This is a genomic window from Brevibacterium sp. 239c (assembly GCF_900169365.1).
In the GTDB taxonomy this organism is placed as follows: domain Bacteria; phylum Actinomycetota; class Actinomycetes; order Actinomycetales; family Brevibacteriaceae; genus Brevibacterium.
This window is the reverse complement of record NZ_FXZH01000004.1, coordinates 53,724-67,161: the sequence shown is the minus strand read 5'-3', so window position 1 is coordinate 67,161 and position 13,438 is coordinate 53,724. Positions and strand designations below refer to the sequence as shown.

At 63.9% G+C, this 13,438-nt stretch carries 16 protein-coding genes and 1 riboswitch; of the genes, 7 read left to right on the top strand and 9 right to left on the bottom strand.

What is annotated here, in order from left to right; genetic code table 11:
• The first annotated feature begins 45 nt into the window (after positions 1–45).
• Entirely contained in the window at positions 46–819 is a 774-nt protein-coding gene (locus tag BSP239C_RS05095; protein WP_101570579.1) for a DUF981 family protein, read from the top strand.
• Positions 820–911: 92 nt separating this feature from the next.
• On the opposite strand, the gene map is transcribed toward BSP239C_RS05095, so the two are convergent.
• Positions 912–1,679, bottom strand: a complete 768-nt coding sequence (gene map / locus BSP239C_RS05090; RefSeq protein WP_101570577.1) for a type I methionyl aminopeptidase — start codon at positions 1,677–1,679, stop codon at positions 912–914.
• A 150-nt stretch (positions 1,680–1,829) separates the two neighbouring features.
• Here map and BSP239C_RS05085 point away from each other — a divergent pair, with 150 nt between their 5' ends.
• The gene (locus BSP239C_RS05085; RefSeq protein WP_101570575.1) at positions 1,830–2,069 is read left to right on the top strand and encodes a hypothetical protein; all 240 of its coding nucleotides are present in this window, start codon (positions 1,830–1,832) and stop codon (positions 2,067–2,069) included.
• On the opposite strand, the gene BSP239C_RS05080 is transcribed toward BSP239C_RS05085, so the two are convergent.
• The 3 genes from BSP239C_RS05080 to BSP239C_RS05070 form a co-directional block, all read right to left on the bottom strand.
• The gene (locus BSP239C_RS05080; protein WP_101570573.1) at positions 2,070–2,312 is read right to left on the bottom strand and encodes a PLD nuclease N-terminal domain-containing protein; all 243 of its coding nucleotides are present in this window, start codon (positions 2,310–2,312) and stop codon (positions 2,070–2,072) included.
• Positions 2,313–2,344: 32 nt separating this feature from the next.
• Positions 2,345–3,883, bottom strand: coding sequence for an aldehyde dehydrogenase family protein (locus tag BSP239C_RS05075; RefSeq protein WP_101570571.1), 1,539 nt, complete (start codon positions 3,881–3,883; stop codon positions 2,345–2,347).
• Positions 3,884–3,967: 84 nt separating this feature from the next.
• A complete protein-coding gene (locus tag BSP239C_RS05070) occupies positions 3,968–5,164 on the bottom strand; it encodes an FAD-binding oxidoreductase (RefSeq protein WP_101570569.1) in 1,197 nt (398 codons plus the stop codon).
• Between the two features lie 182 nt (positions 5,165–5,346).
• Between BSP239C_RS05070 and BSP239C_RS05065 the strand changes: the two genes are divergently transcribed.
• The 5 genes from BSP239C_RS05065 (at position 5,347) to BSP239C_RS05045 (ending at position 8,674) form a co-directional block, all read left to right on the top strand.
• Positions 5,347–6,237, top strand: a complete 891-nt coding sequence (locus BSP239C_RS05065) for a LysR family transcriptional regulator (RefSeq protein WP_101570567.1) — start codon at positions 5,347–5,349, stop codon at positions 6,235–6,237.
• On the top strand, positions 6,234–6,836 hold the full coding sequence (locus tag BSP239C_RS05060) for a bifunctional 2-polyprenyl-6-hydroxyphenol methylase/3-demethylubiquinol 3-O-methyltransferase UbiG (RefSeq protein WP_101570565.1): 603 nt from the start codon (positions 6,234–6,236) through the stop codon (positions 6,834–6,836). Before BSP239C_RS05065 ends, BSP239C_RS05060 begins: the two co-directional genes overlap by 4 nt.
• 14 nt (positions 6,837–6,850) lie before the next feature.
• Positions 6,851–7,603 (top strand): trans-aconitate 2-methyltransferase, encoded by a 753-nt coding sequence (locus BSP239C_RS05055; protein ID WP_101570564.1) that lies wholly within the window; start codon positions 6,851–6,853, stop codon positions 7,601–7,603.
• Between the two features lie 126 nt (positions 7,604–7,729).
• The gene (locus BSP239C_RS05050) at positions 7,730–8,050 is read left to right on the top strand and encodes a putative quinol monooxygenase (RefSeq protein ID WP_101570562.1); all 321 of its coding nucleotides are present in this window, start codon (positions 7,730–7,732) and stop codon (positions 8,048–8,050) included.
• Positions 8,051–8,128: 78 nt separating this feature from the next.
• Entirely contained in the window at positions 8,129–8,674 is a 546-nt protein-coding gene (locus tag BSP239C_RS05045; protein ID WP_101570559.1) for a hypothetical protein, read from the top strand.
• On the opposite strand, the gene BSP239C_RS05040 is transcribed toward BSP239C_RS05045, so the two are convergent.
• The 5 genes from BSP239C_RS05040 to BSP239C_RS05020 all read right to left on the bottom strand — a co-directional run bounded on the left by BSP239C_RS05040 (position 8,671) and on the right by BSP239C_RS05020 (position 13,351).
• Positions 8,671–9,504 carry an energy-coupling factor transporter transmembrane protein EcfT gene (locus BSP239C_RS05040; protein WP_096162142.1) on the bottom strand — a complete coding sequence of 278 codons (834 nt, stop codon included), beginning with the start codon at positions 9,502–9,504 and terminating at the stop codon, positions 8,671–8,673. The two genes, BSP239C_RS05045 and BSP239C_RS05040, sit on opposite strands and share 4 nt — an antisense overlap.
• The gene (locus BSP239C_RS05035) at positions 9,501–10,997 is read right to left on the bottom strand and encodes an ABC transporter ATP-binding protein (protein WP_101570557.1); all 1,497 of its coding nucleotides are present in this window, start codon (positions 10,995–10,997) and stop codon (positions 9,501–9,503) included. The genes BSP239C_RS05040 and BSP239C_RS05035 overlap by 4 nt, the downstream gene beginning before the upstream one ends.
• On the bottom strand, positions 10,997–11,626 hold the full coding sequence (locus BSP239C_RS05030) for an ECF transporter S component (RefSeq protein WP_101570555.1): 630 nt from the start codon (positions 11,624–11,626) through the stop codon (positions 10,997–10,999). The genes BSP239C_RS05035 and BSP239C_RS05030 overlap by 1 nt, the downstream gene beginning before the upstream one ends.
• Positions 11,627–11,649: 23 nt before the next feature.
• Positions 11,650–11,758, bottom strand: a riboswitch (TPP riboswitch).
• 26 nt (positions 11,759–11,784) lie between these two features.
• Complete coding sequence (locus BSP239C_RS05025; protein ID WP_101570553.1) at positions 11,785–12,693, bottom strand: universal stress protein; 909 nt, start codon at positions 12,691–12,693, stop codon at positions 11,785–11,787.
• A gap of 118 nt (positions 12,694–12,811) precedes the next feature.
• Positions 12,812–13,351, bottom strand: coding sequence for a DUF4916 domain-containing protein (locus BSP239C_RS05020; protein WP_096162138.1), 540 nt, complete (start codon positions 13,349–13,351; stop codon positions 12,812–12,814).
• Between the last annotated feature and the right edge of the window lie 87 nt (positions 13,352–13,438).

The window sequence follows — 13,438 nt, the reverse complement described above, 5'->3', positions numbered from 1 at the left end:
CGAATAGTGACGAGCGAGGCCAGAGTGCCTCAAGAAGGAGGCCCCATGGGTTCGGCTTTGACCGGCGAACAGTCGCCGGGAATGATCGACTGGGCAGCGATGCCCACCTACAACACCATCATGTCCGTAGCGGTCGGCGCAGGGTTGCTGGCAGTCGTGCTGCTTTTCGTGGACCTGCGGAAGGCAAGCGGAGGCGACGAGACATCCGAACGACGGAGGTTGCTGAGCACCGACGGCTGGGCCATCATATTCGGTGTCCTAGGAGTGTTGCTGACTGCGACCGGACTGCACATGACATTGTCCTGGCCTCTGGCAGCGGGCGGTTTCGCCTTCGACAACATCATCTTCGGCGAGACGAGCCTGGCCTTCGGCGTCATAATGCTCGGTGCCGCCATCTACCTTTGGAAGCGCGGGGCAGAACTCAAAGCAGATCCCGCCCCACTGAGGCTGGCAGCGCGCACGGCCCGTCCGCTGTCCATCTTCATTGCTGCATTGGGACTGGCATTGTTTGCCATCGCGATCGCCGGAGTCACCTACCAGTTGTTCGCCGCCCCACCACAGGAGCCGATTTCGGGTGCCTTCGCTGACTACCCGATGATCGAGGCGAGCTTCATGTCGCTGCTCTTCGCACTTGTCGGTGTCGGAGCAGTCGTGTTCCCGTTCGCCGTGAACTCTGTTCTGCGGGCTCCCGCTGGCGCCAAATCCGGGTGCGCAGTCAAGACCGTCGGAATCATGTTCACGATCACCGGCGTCTTCTTCGTGCTCTTCGGTGCCATGAACTACTTCACCCACATCGGACTCGTCGTCAACACGATGTGACCGAGGCGAAGACCGTAGAACCGGTCATGCAATAGAAATCGGGCTCCCAACGAACGCTGTCGTGGGGAGCCCGACTTGTGCCCAGGTCGATATCAGTCGAGGGTGGTGAGGATCCTGGGTCCGTCCTCGGTGATGGCGATCGTGTTCTCTGAATGCGCGCCGTTCGAGCCGTCGGCCAAACGCAGCGTCCAACCGTCCTTGTCGACGGAGAGCTGCTTCGAGGTGAATGACCACCAGGGTTCGATCGCGAGTGTCAGACCCGGCTTGAGTACCAGCCCGCGACCGCCCTTGCCTCGGTTGGCCACGTGCGGATCTTCGTGCATCGTGTGTCCCAGGCCGTGTCCGCCGAAGTCGAGGTTGACGGGAATGCGCTGTTCATCGGCGATATCGCCGATGGCCTTCGAAATGTCGCCGAGGCGGTTGCCCGGCTGCGCGGCCGAAATGCCGGCTTCCAGCCCGGCCCAGGTGGAGTCGATGAGGCGCTGATCCTCGTCGCTGCCGTTGCCGACGACGACGGAGCGCGCTGCATCGGCGACCCAGCCGTCGATGGATACGGCGAAGTCCAGAGTGAGCAGGTCGCCTTCCTTCATCACGTAGTCGTGGGGTTTGCCGTGGAGGACACCATCGTTGACGGAGAGGCAGATGACGTTCCGGAAGGGGCCTTCGCCGAAGGAAGGGGCATAGTCCCAATAGCAGGACTTGGCACCGGCCTCTTCGATGAGCTTTCGTGCGCGCTTCTCCAGATGCATGATGTTCATGCCCGGTTCCGCGAGCTCAGACAATTCGGCCAGTGTCTTCGCGACGAATCGGCCGGTGACCGCCATCTTGTCGATCTCGGCGGGTGTCTTCAGCTCAATCACAGGTGTTCTCCTTCAGTATTCACGGGCTCAATCGCAACTTTAGTCGGTCTGGCCCCTTCCGTCTCGGTCACCCTGGGCTTCCGTGAGCAAGCAGACAGTCGCGAGCGAATTCCATTGCAAGGAATCTTGCTGGCAGGTAGGTTCGTCGCCATGAGAGATATCGTCTTCGCTGTCATCCTCGGCAATGCCTTCGGGATGTCCTTGATGTCCGGAGCGCAGGCCTTCGATGAGGGCTCTGACTCGTGGATACTTCAGCTGATCGTCTTCCCGCTCGTCGCTGCAATTGGAATCATGTTGCTGCTCCTCGAGCACAGAAAGAAGCGGGTGTCGGCCGAAAGCCGACACCCGAATTCTCATGACACTGGTCAAGAGCCAGAACAGCCTCGCTGACTACTGCGCCAGCTCCTCGGACCGCTCGCGCTGCGCCACATATCTGCGGCGATAGTCGAGCCAGACCAGCGACCCGAGGATCGGTATGGCGATGATGAACACCGCCCACGCCAACTTGGTGGGACCATCGACCGTCGACCGAGCCAGCGACACCAATGACCAGACAGTCAAACAGACTATGGCGAGGAAGAGCGCGGTCCAGGCAACATCGTACCAAGCGGGCAGCAGAGGGTTCTCAGACATGTCAGCAGACTATCGCATCTGACAAGTGACCTTCACAGGAACTCCACTCCCTGGGCCAGCGGCAGCTCACCGGAGTAGTTGACCGTGTTCGTGGCCTGCCGCATATAGGCCTTCCACGAATCGGTGCCGGACTCGCGGCCGCCACCGGTCTCCTTCTCACCGCCGAAGGCCCCGCCGATCTCCGCACCGGAGGTGCCGATGTTGACGTTGGCGATCCCGCAGTCGGAGCGGGTCAGGAACTTCTCCGACTCGGTCAGCTCGGAGGTGAAGATCGCCGAGGACAGTCCCTGCGGCACCCCGTTGTGGATCTCGAGTGCCTGGTCGAGGTCGGAATAGGTGACGACGTAGAGGATGGGCGCGAAGGTCTCCGACTCCATCACCGAGGTCTGAGCGGGCATCCGCACGACAGCCGGCTCCACGTAGTGAGCGTCCGGCCGGTCATCATCGAGGACGCGTCCACCGCCGCAGAGCACGGTGCCGCCTTCCGACTCGGCCTGCGTCAGGGCCGCCTGCATCGCGTCGTAGGACCCCTCGTTGATGAGTGGTCCCACCAGCACACCGTCATCGGTGGGGGATCCGATGCTCAAGGTCTTGTAGGCGGCGACGATCTTGTCCACGAAGTCATCGGCAATCGACTCGTGGACGATGAGGCGGCGCAGGGTAGTGCACCGCTGACCGGCCGTGCCGGCGGCCGCGAACACGACACCGCGCAGGGCCAGATCGATGTCCGCGCTCGGAGCCACGATCGCACCATTGTTGCCGCCGAGTTCCAACAGCACTCGACCGAAGCGCTCGGCCACGACCGGACCGACCTCACGCCCCATGCGCACCGAGCCGGTGGCCGAGACCAGGGCCACACGCTCGTCGCGGACCATGGCATCACCGATGTCCCTACCACCGACCAGGACAGGGACAAGTCCCTCCGGAGCCCCCACCTCGGCGGCGGCACGGGCCAGCAGGGATTGGGCGCCGAGGGCGGCGAGCACAGCATTCTCCGAAGGCTTCCACACCACTGCGTCACCGGCGACCAGAGCCAGTGCAGTGTTCCAGGAATACACGGCGACGGGGAAGTTGAAGGCGGAGATGACTCCGACGACACCGAGCGGATGCCAGGTCTCCATAAGCCTGTGACCGGGACGTTCGCTGGGCATCGTCTTGCCCCACAGCTGCCGGGACTGGCCCAGGGCGAACTCGCAGATGTCGATCATCTCCTGCACCTCACCGGCGGCCTCGGACGGGGTCTTGCCCGCCTCGACGGTGATGATCTTCGCAAGATCCTCCTTATGCTCGCCCAGCAGCTGTCCCCAGCGCTGCACCAGCTGACCGCGCACGGGCGCGGGAACGTCACGCCAGGTGGAGAATGCCTCGGCGGCCGCGGCGATCTTCTCCGACGCGGACTCCTTGGTGTCCGCTGCCAGGGTGCCCAGGCTCTGTCCGGTGATGGGGGAGCGGGCAGGCAGGCTCGCCGCGGCATTGGTGCCGCCGCTGAGCGTGGAGGCGTCGACCCCGCAGGCCTTGAGGCCGGATGTGAGCAGGTCGGTGATGGTTTGGTCGGTGGGCAATGCGGTCATTGCTGTCCTTTCGCTGGTGCTCGTGATGAGCGGGAATCTGATGTTGGGAATGAGTCAGGGGCGATGGGAGTGGGGGAAGGGGCGTCAGACGATATTGAGCTCCTTGCGCAGACCCGAGGTGGCAAAGCGCCGTTTGTCCAGCCCGGAGACGTCGACGAAGGGCTGGTGCCCCGTCATGAGATCGGCGACGACGTCTCCGACCGCCGGGCCCATGAGGAACCCGTGTCCGGAGAACCCGCAGGCGTAGAAGAAGCCGGAGAGCTCCTCGGCCTCCCCGATGAGGGCATTGTGATCGGGGGTCATCTCATAGAGTCCAGCCCAGCCGCGTTTGGCCTCGACATCGCCGAGGCCCGGTGCCCGAGTCTCGATGAGCTCGGCCAGCGTGGGCAGCCAGTCCGGGCTGCGCTTGTCGTCGAACTCCCACACATCCGCCTCGTCCGGGCATCCGAAGAGCAGGCCAGGGCCTTCCGGATGGACGTAGAAGCTTGTGGAGAAGTCGATTGTGAAGGGCATCCGCGCCAGGTCGATGCCCAGGGCAGCCTCATCCACGGGTTCGCTGACCATGATCTCCCGGCGCAGGGGCCGCACCGGCAGATCCACACCAGCGGCCTCACCGATGAGCCCGGACCAGGCGCCGGCGGCACAGACTGCCTGTGCGCATTCGATTCTGCCCTTGCTCGTGATCACCGCGGTGACCCTGCGCTCGCCACTCGTAGCACCACCGGTGGACTCAAACCCGGTCACCTCGCAGTTCTTCAGCACCTGCACGCCCAGATCCCGTGCGGCGTTGATGTACCCGGACACCACGGCCTCCGGCGTGCAGTGACCATCATCGGGATTGAAGGCACCGGCGACCAGCCCGTCGGTATCGATGTACGGGGCCAGCTCGGTCACCTCGGCGACACTGAGCATCTGGGAATCCAATCCCATGCGCTGCTGCAGGCCGACGTTGGCAGCGAAGGTCTCGGCGTCCGCGGCTGAATCGAGGAGGAACAGGTACCCGTTGCTGACCAGGTCGATGTCGATGCCGAACTCGGCTTCGAAGTTGCGCAGCACTTCGAGGCTGCGCGTGGCCAAAGCGATGTTGACCTCATCGGAGAACTGGCAGCGGACCCCGCCGGCGGCCTTCGATGTCGAACCCGAACCGGGAGTGTCCCGCTCGACGAGAACGATGTCGTCGACGCCATTCTTGGCTAGGTGATAGGCGATGGATGCTCCCATGACTCCGGCGCCGATGATGACCACCTCGGCGCTGCCCGGGGCTGCTGATGTGCTCTCCAACTTCCACCTCTTTCTTCTCCTGCCGCGATGACCGTCCTTGGCCCTCGCAGTAGTGGGGAATGCCGACATCGATGTCGGCAGATTGCGGCTCACTGCCCATTGTGGTTCCCGCCACGTTTAAGGACAAGAGCGAGTTCATGAAAACTATTTTTAGATAATCTTAAAAGAGCTAGGATGTGGCCATGGCATGGACTTTGGGACAGCTGCGCACCTTCGTCACCGTGGTCGAACTCGGGTCGATGACCAGGGCAGCAGAGCAGTTGGGCTACAGCATCGGTGCGGTCTCCCAGCACATGAGTGCTCTGCGCCGAGCCGTCGGTTCCGAACTCTTCCTCCGCCGAGGCAGGGGAATGGTTCTGGCCGAGGCCGGTCGAACGCTGCTCCCGCGCGCCCGAAGCATCCTCGCTGCCCAGAAGCAGGCCGAGATGGCGATGCTGGGCAGGGACTTCCGCAGCGAAGCCATCGTGACTCTCGGAGTCTTCGGATCGGCATCGACGAGAGCACTGCCGTCGATCGTCAGAGCACTCGGCGAGCTCCACCCGCACATCGAAGTCCGAGCCCGCGAGATCAACGTCGAGACCATGTCCTCAGCGGTCATCGACGGGGCCATCGACCTAGGGATCGGCATCAACTATCCGGCCGTGCCCCTGCCGCCCATGCGCGGCCTGAGCTGGACGACCGTGGCCAGTGAGGACTTCGGCATCGTCGTACCAGCCGGCTCAACTCCACCCGCCGGCGAAGAGTTGGCCGAGGCCGATTGGATCCTGCCCCCGGCCGAAGCGCTCTTCGGCCGAGCGATGCGACTGGCCACCGCGGCGATGGGCATTGCCGCGAAGGAGACCCACATCGTCACCGACACCGCGGTCGCGCTCGCGCTGGCCGGCACGGGTCTCGGGCTGACGCTGGCCACACCGATCATGATGTCCTTGGGCGGGTCCGATGTGGATCTTCATCCCATCGCCGAGGCGGGCGGCAGGGAGATCATCGTCCTGACCTCCCCGGCCCCGGCAGACCCGGTTGCCGCAGTCGCCGAGGTGGTGGCCGAGGTCTTTCGTCCTAGGATGGGGCCATGAGCTTCGATCATCAGTGGAACCGTATCCGTGAGACCAATCCCGATCACTCCGCGAACTATGCGCAGCGGTGGCGCACTCTCGCCGCTGCCGGTCACGACATCGGGGGAGAGTCGAGGTTCGTCAATGCGATGGCACCGCGTGGTGCGCGCATCCTCGACGCCGGCTGCGGAACCGGTCGTGCAGGGGGCCTGCTCTTAGGCGAAGGGCACAGCGTCTACGGAGTCGACCTCGACGAGTTCCTCATCGCAGTCGCCGAAGAGGACTTCCCGAGCGGTGAATGGCACACCGGCGACTTAGCCGAATTCGACTTCGCAGATGCGGGCATCAACGATATCGACGTGGCGTTCTGCGCCGGCAACGTCCTGTCCTTCCTCGATCCCGCCTCACGTCGCCAGACCCTGTCGAACATCAGATCGACGCTGAAGCCCGGTGGACGCTTCGTCGCAGGATTCGGGGCCGGCCGCGGCTACGACTTCGCAGACTTCATCGACGATGTGAAGTCGACCGGGATGCTCGTCAACCTCAAGCTGTCCACCTGGGAACTCCACCCCTATGAACCCGACAGCGATTTCCTCGTCCTCATCGCCGAACGCGTGTGAACTCGGGCTCTCAAATGAGCAATCGCGCCTATGAAGAAGAGCTGCTCGCCGCCATCTACGACGACGACAATCCGGATGGACCCGACCACGACTACTTCCGCGAACTCGCACTGGAGCTGTCGGCGACTCGCATCACAGATCTGGGGTGCGGCACAGGAATCCTGACCGCGACAGTGACCGAGCCGGGGCGCACCGTCGTCGGAATTGACCCTGCCGCGGCAATGCTTGAACGTGCCGCGGCGCGCCCCGGAGGCGACGCGGTGGAATGGCGTCTTGGAACGTCTGCACTGATTGAGCCCGATTCCAGCGACCTCATCGTGATGAGCGGAAATGTCGCGATGCACATCCTCGGCGATGCCTGGACTGCCACCCTGCGCGATATCAGTCGAGGACTGCGCAGAGGTGGTGTCCTGGCCTTCGAAGCTCGCAACCCGCTGGCTCAGGCGTGGAGAAATTGGAACAGGCCAGCCCAGATTCGGGAGACCGCAGCCGGGTCGCTGCGAGAGAAAACGACCACCTCGGAGCCGGACGACGAGGGCATCATCACCATGGACAGTGTCAACGAATTCCGCGATGCCGACCAGGTGATCAGCGTCAGCCAGCGACTGCAGTTTCGAACCTTCGAGACTCTTCGTGACGACCTGAGCGCGGCTGGTATGAGAGTGCGCGACAGCTGGCAGAACTGGGATCGCACACCGTTCACCGGGTCCGCCGATGAGCCGCTGATGATCATTGAAGCTGTGAACGCCGACGATCTGCACACCTGAGAACTTCCCGTGCGGCTCTGGGGGTGCTCCACGGTGACTCTTGGAGCGTGGGCCGAAACATGATTGGCTGGTGGCGTCGGTTCGACACGGTCCGACGGAGTTCGCACAAATACAGGAGCGGTCAGCATGATTTTCATCGTTGTGAAGTACGACGTGAAGCCCGAAAGCGTCGAGAAGTTCCCCGAGGCCGTGCGTGCCTTCACCGAGGCAGTGCGACAGGAGCCCGGCAACCTGTGGTTCGAATGGTCGAAGAGCCTGGAGAAGGACAACGAGTTCGTGCTCATCGAAGCATTCACCGACGAAGGGGCAGAGCCTCACGTCAAGAGCGATCATTTCGCCGCCGGCCTCGAGGCCATGCGCCCGCATCTGGCGTCGACGCCGAAGATCATCTCCCGCAAGATCGACGGCGAAGGCTGGGATGAGATGGGTGAACTGCAGATCGACTGACCTGGCCCACCCGCAGCCAGCCAGCCTGCAAACGCGTCGACCCTGTTGCTTCATGGCGCGGTTGCTTAGACTTCACTCATGGCGACCAAAGCGATGAATGTGGCGGCAATCGAGCAGGCCCTCGGTGAGCCCTGGGCGGAGACCAGAGCCCGGCTCGAAGCGGCCGGAGGGGCGTCGGCGAGTCACAAGGAACTCGCCGACGCCCTCTACCCGCAGTTCGATGGAGTCGTAGAGAAACACGGCTGGTGGGTTCAGGGCGCGGTCGTCGCCTTTGAACAGGAGATCGGCAGGCGAGTGCCCGGCCAGCGGGCCGACGGCACCTTCGACGTCGCGGTCTCTCGCACCGTGACCGGTCAGCGTGATGACGTCATCACCCGATTCGCCTTCCTCATCGATGAGGGAACATTGGCAGGCCTGGCCCTCGACGGTGAGGCCCGGACTTCGAAGACGCCGAAGCGCTCCTTCTGGCGGGCGGGCCTCGAGGACGGGACCAAGTTCGAGGCAGCGGCCGAACGGAAAGACGAGAACAGAACACTCCTCGTCCTCACCGTCTCCAAACTCCCCAGCGCCGAGAGGCTCAAGGAATGGCGGTCAGACCTGAAGGGTCTTCTCTCCCAGATCTAGTTCCCGCCGACGATCGGGTTCCAGGTTCCGAGCATGTGGGCAGCCACGATGGCAAGAGCACAGACTGCCAGAGACACCACCACCGCCAGACGGTCATCGGAGCCGAAGGTCGACGCTCGACGCCAGGTCCGCCCAGGACGGCCGAACGCACGGCCCTCCATCGCCATCGCCAAGGTGGTGCCGCGACGAATCGACTGCACCAGCAGCACGAAGATGCCGGCGAACAGACTGCGCGTGCGCCGGACGATCGAACCGCCGGCAATGCCCCTGGCCCGTCTGGCCATCGCCAGGGTCTGCCATTCGCTGACGAGCAGACCGAGCAGTCTGCTGGCTGCCAGCACCGAGACGACAACCACCTCGGGCAGACGCAGCCGCTGGACTAGCGCATCCGCTAAGTCACGGGGATCGATGGTCGAGGCGAGCACGATCAGTGGAATCGCCAGAGCCAGGGCGCGCAGGAAGATCGCTGTGGCAGCCTCCAACGAGCCAGTTGTCATCAGGATCGGACCGACGTCGATGACCACCTCACCAGTCTTCTCCGCCAAGATCGCCGTACCCCACGCGGCCAACAGCGCACCGAGAGGCAGGAACCACAGTCGTTTGAGAGCAGCCCGCAGATCGAGCCCCGTCGCCGGCAGCGCAAACAGGCAGAATCCGAGGACGACTCCCGCCGAGACCACATCGATGCTCAGCAGAGTCCCGACCATGAGGATGAGCGCCACAGCGATCTTCGTCAGCGGATTGCACCTGACCAGCGCCGTCCTGCGCACAAGCGGAATGAGCTGACCCGGATCATGAACTGCGACTGGTGACGGTGTTGGTGCACTCAATTCTCTCGCCCCTCCTGGGTGTCTCCAGCTCCGGATGTCTGCTTCTTGCGCTGAGCACCGCCGAGGACGACGCGTCTGGCCCCGATCGCTTCGAGGAAGGCATGATCGTGACTGATGGCGACCACCGTTGATCCGCGTGCGAGGACATCGAGGAACTGCCCGACCAGCCCTGCCCAGGTCAGGGCGTCCTGACCGAAGGTCGGCTCGTCGACGATGAGCAGCTGCGGGCGGGGAGCCATCATCGCCGCCACCGACAGTCGCCGCTTCTCACCACCGGAGAGCCCCTGCGGATGTGCATCAGCGAGACTTTCAAGGCCCAGCGCCTGCAGCAGTTCGGCGACACGCTCCTCAACCTGGACCGCTGACCATCCGGCCAGACGCGGACCCAGCGCCAGCTCCTCGGCGACGCTGGAGCGCAGGAACTGATGCTCAGGCTCCTGGAACACCATCCCAATGCGAGGAGCCAGGAGTGCTGAGGGCCAGCGGAAGGGCCTGGCATGCTTGGCCCCGGAGCGTAGGGAACCCAACGCATTGACCTCGCCACCGAACTCGGGAATGAGGCCGGCCAGGGTCAGTGCCAGCGTTGATTTTCCGGCACCATTGGCGCCGATGATGCCCACTGCTTCACCTGTACGGATGGACAGATCGAGGCCAGCCGCGGCCGCAGCCTTCGCCCGCGGACGAGCAACGTCGAGTCGTTCGGTCCTGAGGACGAGGTCGCCGTCCGGCCTGGATTCGGTGCGCAACGGTCCCGCACGCCCAGGCACCCAGATTCCACACTCAATCAGCGCCTCTGCGAGTTCCGGATCACCGAAGACCAGCCTCGGCGGGCCTTGTGTGAGCAGACCATCTGGGCCCAGGACGATCACGGTGTCCACATGATCGAGCCACAGATCGACCCGGTGTTCGACGATGATCATCGTCGCCGAGGTGGCCGCCTGGGTGCCGAGGACAGCATCACGAACGGAGACGGCCGAGTCCGGATCGATGTTCGCAGTCGGCTCGTCGAGGATGATCACCTGCGGTGCCATGGCATGGATTCCGGCCAGCGCCAGCCGCTGCTTCTGACCTCCGGACAGGGCCGCGGTGGGATGGTCGTGGGGCAGATCGAGGCCCAAGGCCGCCAGCGAAGTGGAGATCCGTTCTTCGATGACATCAGCGGGCAGCCCCAGATTCTCCATGCCGAAGGCGACATCGTCACCGACGCGGGAGAAGATCACCTGCGAATCGGGATCCTGCAGAACCAGCCCGGCATCACCTCGGCGAGGGTCGGGTGGCCGGTCACCGATGCGCAGCTGGCCGGTGGCCTCACCGGACTCGGCAGGCAGAACCCCGGCGATCGCATGTAAGAGAGTGGTCTTGCCGGCCCCGGAGGGACCGAGCAGAAGCACCTTCTCACCCGCATCGATGCTCAGATCGAGCGGGCCCACTGCAGGTTCGTCACGATCTGCATGGCGCCACGAAAACCCCTGGGCGCGAATCGGCAGAGCCATCAACGCAGGCGGCCGGAGGCGAAGGAGGACAGTGCCCCGGTCTTCGCGATCGCACGGTAGGCGAACCACGCGCCGATGCCGGAGATGACGACGCCGGAGATGATTGCGCACACCGTGTAGGCCGCCTGGAAGCCGAACTGCCATTCGGCGTTGTACATGATGTTCTCGCTCACGGACATGAACGCGGCCGCCAGCAATCCGGCCAGGCTCGTGACCCACAGATTGAACTTCCGATAGCCGAAGGCGGCGAAGATGAGCTCGGCGCCGAGGCCCTGGACGAGCCCGGAGAGCAGGACGGTGGCTCCGAAGTGGGAACCGAGGACCGCTTCGACGATGGCGGCGATCAGCTCGCACAGAAGGGCGGCACCTGGTTTGCGGATGATGGCCCCGGCCAGCGGACCGGCGAGAACCCACAGGCCGGCGATGAGGCCGATCGAGGGTGGAAAGGCCTGGAACCCGAGTTCGAGGACCTTCCAACTCAGGGCCAAGACCCAGAAGATGAGTCCGACGCCGATTCCGAGCACAGCGGTGACGACGTAGTCGACGACCCTCCACTGCTTCGACGCCGGTGCTTGGGAATAGGCTCGTGCGGTCTTCGCAGTGGATTGCGGCGCGGTTGTTTCTGGCATTGTGCCTCCTCATATCAAGGAGGGGTAGAAGAGTCTCGACTTCCTTCGGCGGTGCTAGCCGCATCAGGTTCGAGGGTCTGCAGCTTCATCTGCACTCTCAGCACCCATTTCGGCGCTCCCCTGTCGTGGCAACCACTGTACAGCAGGTAGGACGGGACTCAGCCCGGGACGACCATGACCGGACCCTCGGCATGGTGGAGGACTCTGCGTGAGGTGGAACCCAGAATGGCGCTTCGGATTGCTCCGCGGCCGCGAGTGCCCAGGACGGTCAGCTGCGCGGTCCGCGAGGCTTCGCCGAGCACCTCTGCAGGATCTCCGGTCGGCACCGTTGCACTCACTCGCAGATCGGTGAACTGCTGTGTCACCGTCGCGACCTCGGTCTCAAGCGCGGTCTCGAGCTCCAATCTTCTTCGGCCGGTGACCTCGGAGCTCAGCTCGAGCTCGGGATACCAGTAGAGCCATTCATCTCCAGAGGGCAGGACGGAGACGATCTCGAGGGCTGCTCCTCGTGAAGCAGCCACCTCGGCTGCGCTGAACATGGCCATCCGGCCGAACTCGGAGCCATCGACGGCGACGACGACCGCACCTGAATTCGAATCTGAGTGGTGGCCGGGAATGACTATCGTCGGGCAGTGCGAGTGCGCGGGCAGAGCCGTGGACACCGAACCGAGGATCCGTCCCATGAACCCGCCGCGACCGCGTGACCCCACGACAACCGTCCGGGCGTGAGCGCTCAGGTCTCGCAGGACGCCGGCGGCATCGCCTTCTTGGGCGCGGTAGGAGACAGGGCCCGGGTGGGCGCTCAGCTGCTCGGCCGCCTCGGTGAGGGTCTTCTCGACTCCTCGGTGCGCAGCTTCGAGCTCATTGTGCTCTGGCATGGACGCAATGTTCGGATAGATCATCGTGGGCACGGTGTAGGCGGAGACCACGGTGAGCGCGATGCGGCGGCGGGCGGCTTCGGCTGCTCCGTATTCGAGTGCGCGTACGGCGAGTTCTGAGCCGTCGTATCCGACGAGGATTCCGAGTTTCGTCGATGTCTGTTCAGGTGAGAGCTTCTCGGCAGTCATAGCAGACCTCCCAAAGGGGGCCGACGCTACCCTGACGAGGACGATGGCCCCGATCATCAGAACCGTTCTGGTCAGGACTATTCTACCAAGATTCTTCTACGGAATGTAGAGGAAAGCCTCAGATCGCGAAGCCCATATGGGCAAGCGCGTAGCGGAGGATGTGCTCCTGTCCGTGGCACATCTCGCCGACGATATCGGAGCGCAGAGTCTCTTCCGGGGTCAGCCAGTCGAGGCTCAGTGCATCGGCGCGGGGAGTGCACTCACCGCGGACTTCGAGGATGAAGCACATCGAGATCGCATGTTGGCGAGGGTCGTGGAGGAGCGAGGATCCCTCGGTGGGGAAGTACTCGGCGATGTGGAAGGGTGCGATCGCGGGCGGAATCACCGGCAGCGCCATCGGGCCGAGGTCGTTCTCCGCGTGGCGCATCAGCGCCGCACGGATGCTCTCATGAAAGCGAATGCGTCCGCCGACGACCTCTCGGCCCAGGGTTCCGTCGTCCAGGCTGCGCAGCAGCAGCCCGATCCGTTCGACGTCTCCGGACTCGCCCACCCGGACAGGGATCGCGTTGACATAGGGGATGGGCAGTCGCCGTCGCAGCTGAGCGAACTCGGCATCATCGAACCAGTTCTCGTCGAAGTCCAGAGCAGTGCGCGTCATGGCTCAATTGTGTCACAGTTCACCGGCGCGCTCGAGAGTTCCGATGGGTGGGACCGGGTGGTGGTTCTTCGTTGGAGTCGGGTAAAG

What these genes read in the sequence shown, in the direction of transcription:
- BSP239C_RS05080 (WP_101570573.1), bottom strand. Translation starts at nt 2,312, where the DNA reads ATGTCTGAGAACCCTCTGCTGCCCGCTTGGTACGATGTTGCCTGGACC.
- BSP239C_RS05030 (WP_101570555.1), bottom strand. Translation starts at nt 11,626, where the DNA reads ATGCCAGAAACAACCGCGCCGCAATCCACTGCGAAGACCGCACGAGCC.
- BSP239C_RS05060 (WP_101570565.1), top strand. Translation starts at nt 6,234, where the DNA reads ATGAGCTTCGATCATCAGTGGAACCGTATCCGTGAGACCAATCCCGAT.
- BSP239C_RS05055 (WP_101570564.1), top strand. Translation starts at nt 6,851, where the DNA reads ATGAGCAATCGCGCCTATGAAGAAGAGCTGCTCGCCGCCATCTACGAC.
- BSP239C_RS05085 (WP_101570575.1), top strand. Translation starts at nt 1,830, where the DNA reads ATGAGAGATATCGTCTTCGCTGTCATCCTCGGCAATGCCTTCGGGATG.
- BSP239C_RS05045 (WP_101570559.1), top strand. Translation starts at nt 8,129, where the DNA reads ATGGCGACCAAAGCGATGAATGTGGCGGCAATCGAGCAGGCCCTCGGT.
- BSP239C_RS05065 (WP_101570567.1), top strand. Translation starts at nt 5,347, where the DNA reads ATGGCATGGACTTTGGGACAGCTGCGCACCTTCGTCACCGTGGTCGAA.
- BSP239C_RS05035 (WP_101570557.1), bottom strand. Translation starts at nt 10,997, where the DNA reads ATGGCTCTGCCGATTCGCGCCCAGGGGTTTTCGTGGCGCCATGCAGAT.
- BSP239C_RS05020 (WP_096162138.1), bottom strand. Translation starts at nt 13,351, where the DNA reads ATGACGCGCACTGCTCTGGACTTCGACGAGAACTGGTTCGATGATGCC.
- BSP239C_RS05095 (WP_101570579.1), top strand. Translation starts at nt 46, where the DNA reads ATGGGTTCGGCTTTGACCGGCGAACAGTCGCCGGGAATGATCGACTGG.
- BSP239C_RS05075 (WP_101570571.1), bottom strand. Translation starts at nt 3,883, where the DNA reads ATGACCGCATTGCCCACCGACCAAACCATCACCGACCTGCTCACATCC.
- BSP239C_RS05050 (WP_101570562.1), top strand. Translation starts at nt 7,730, where the DNA reads ATGATTTTCATCGTTGTGAAGTACGACGTGAAGCCCGAAAGCGTCGAG.
- BSP239C_RS05025 (WP_101570553.1), bottom strand. Translation starts at nt 12,693, where the DNA reads ATGACTGCCGAGAAGCTCTCACCTGAACAGACATCGACGAAACTCGGA.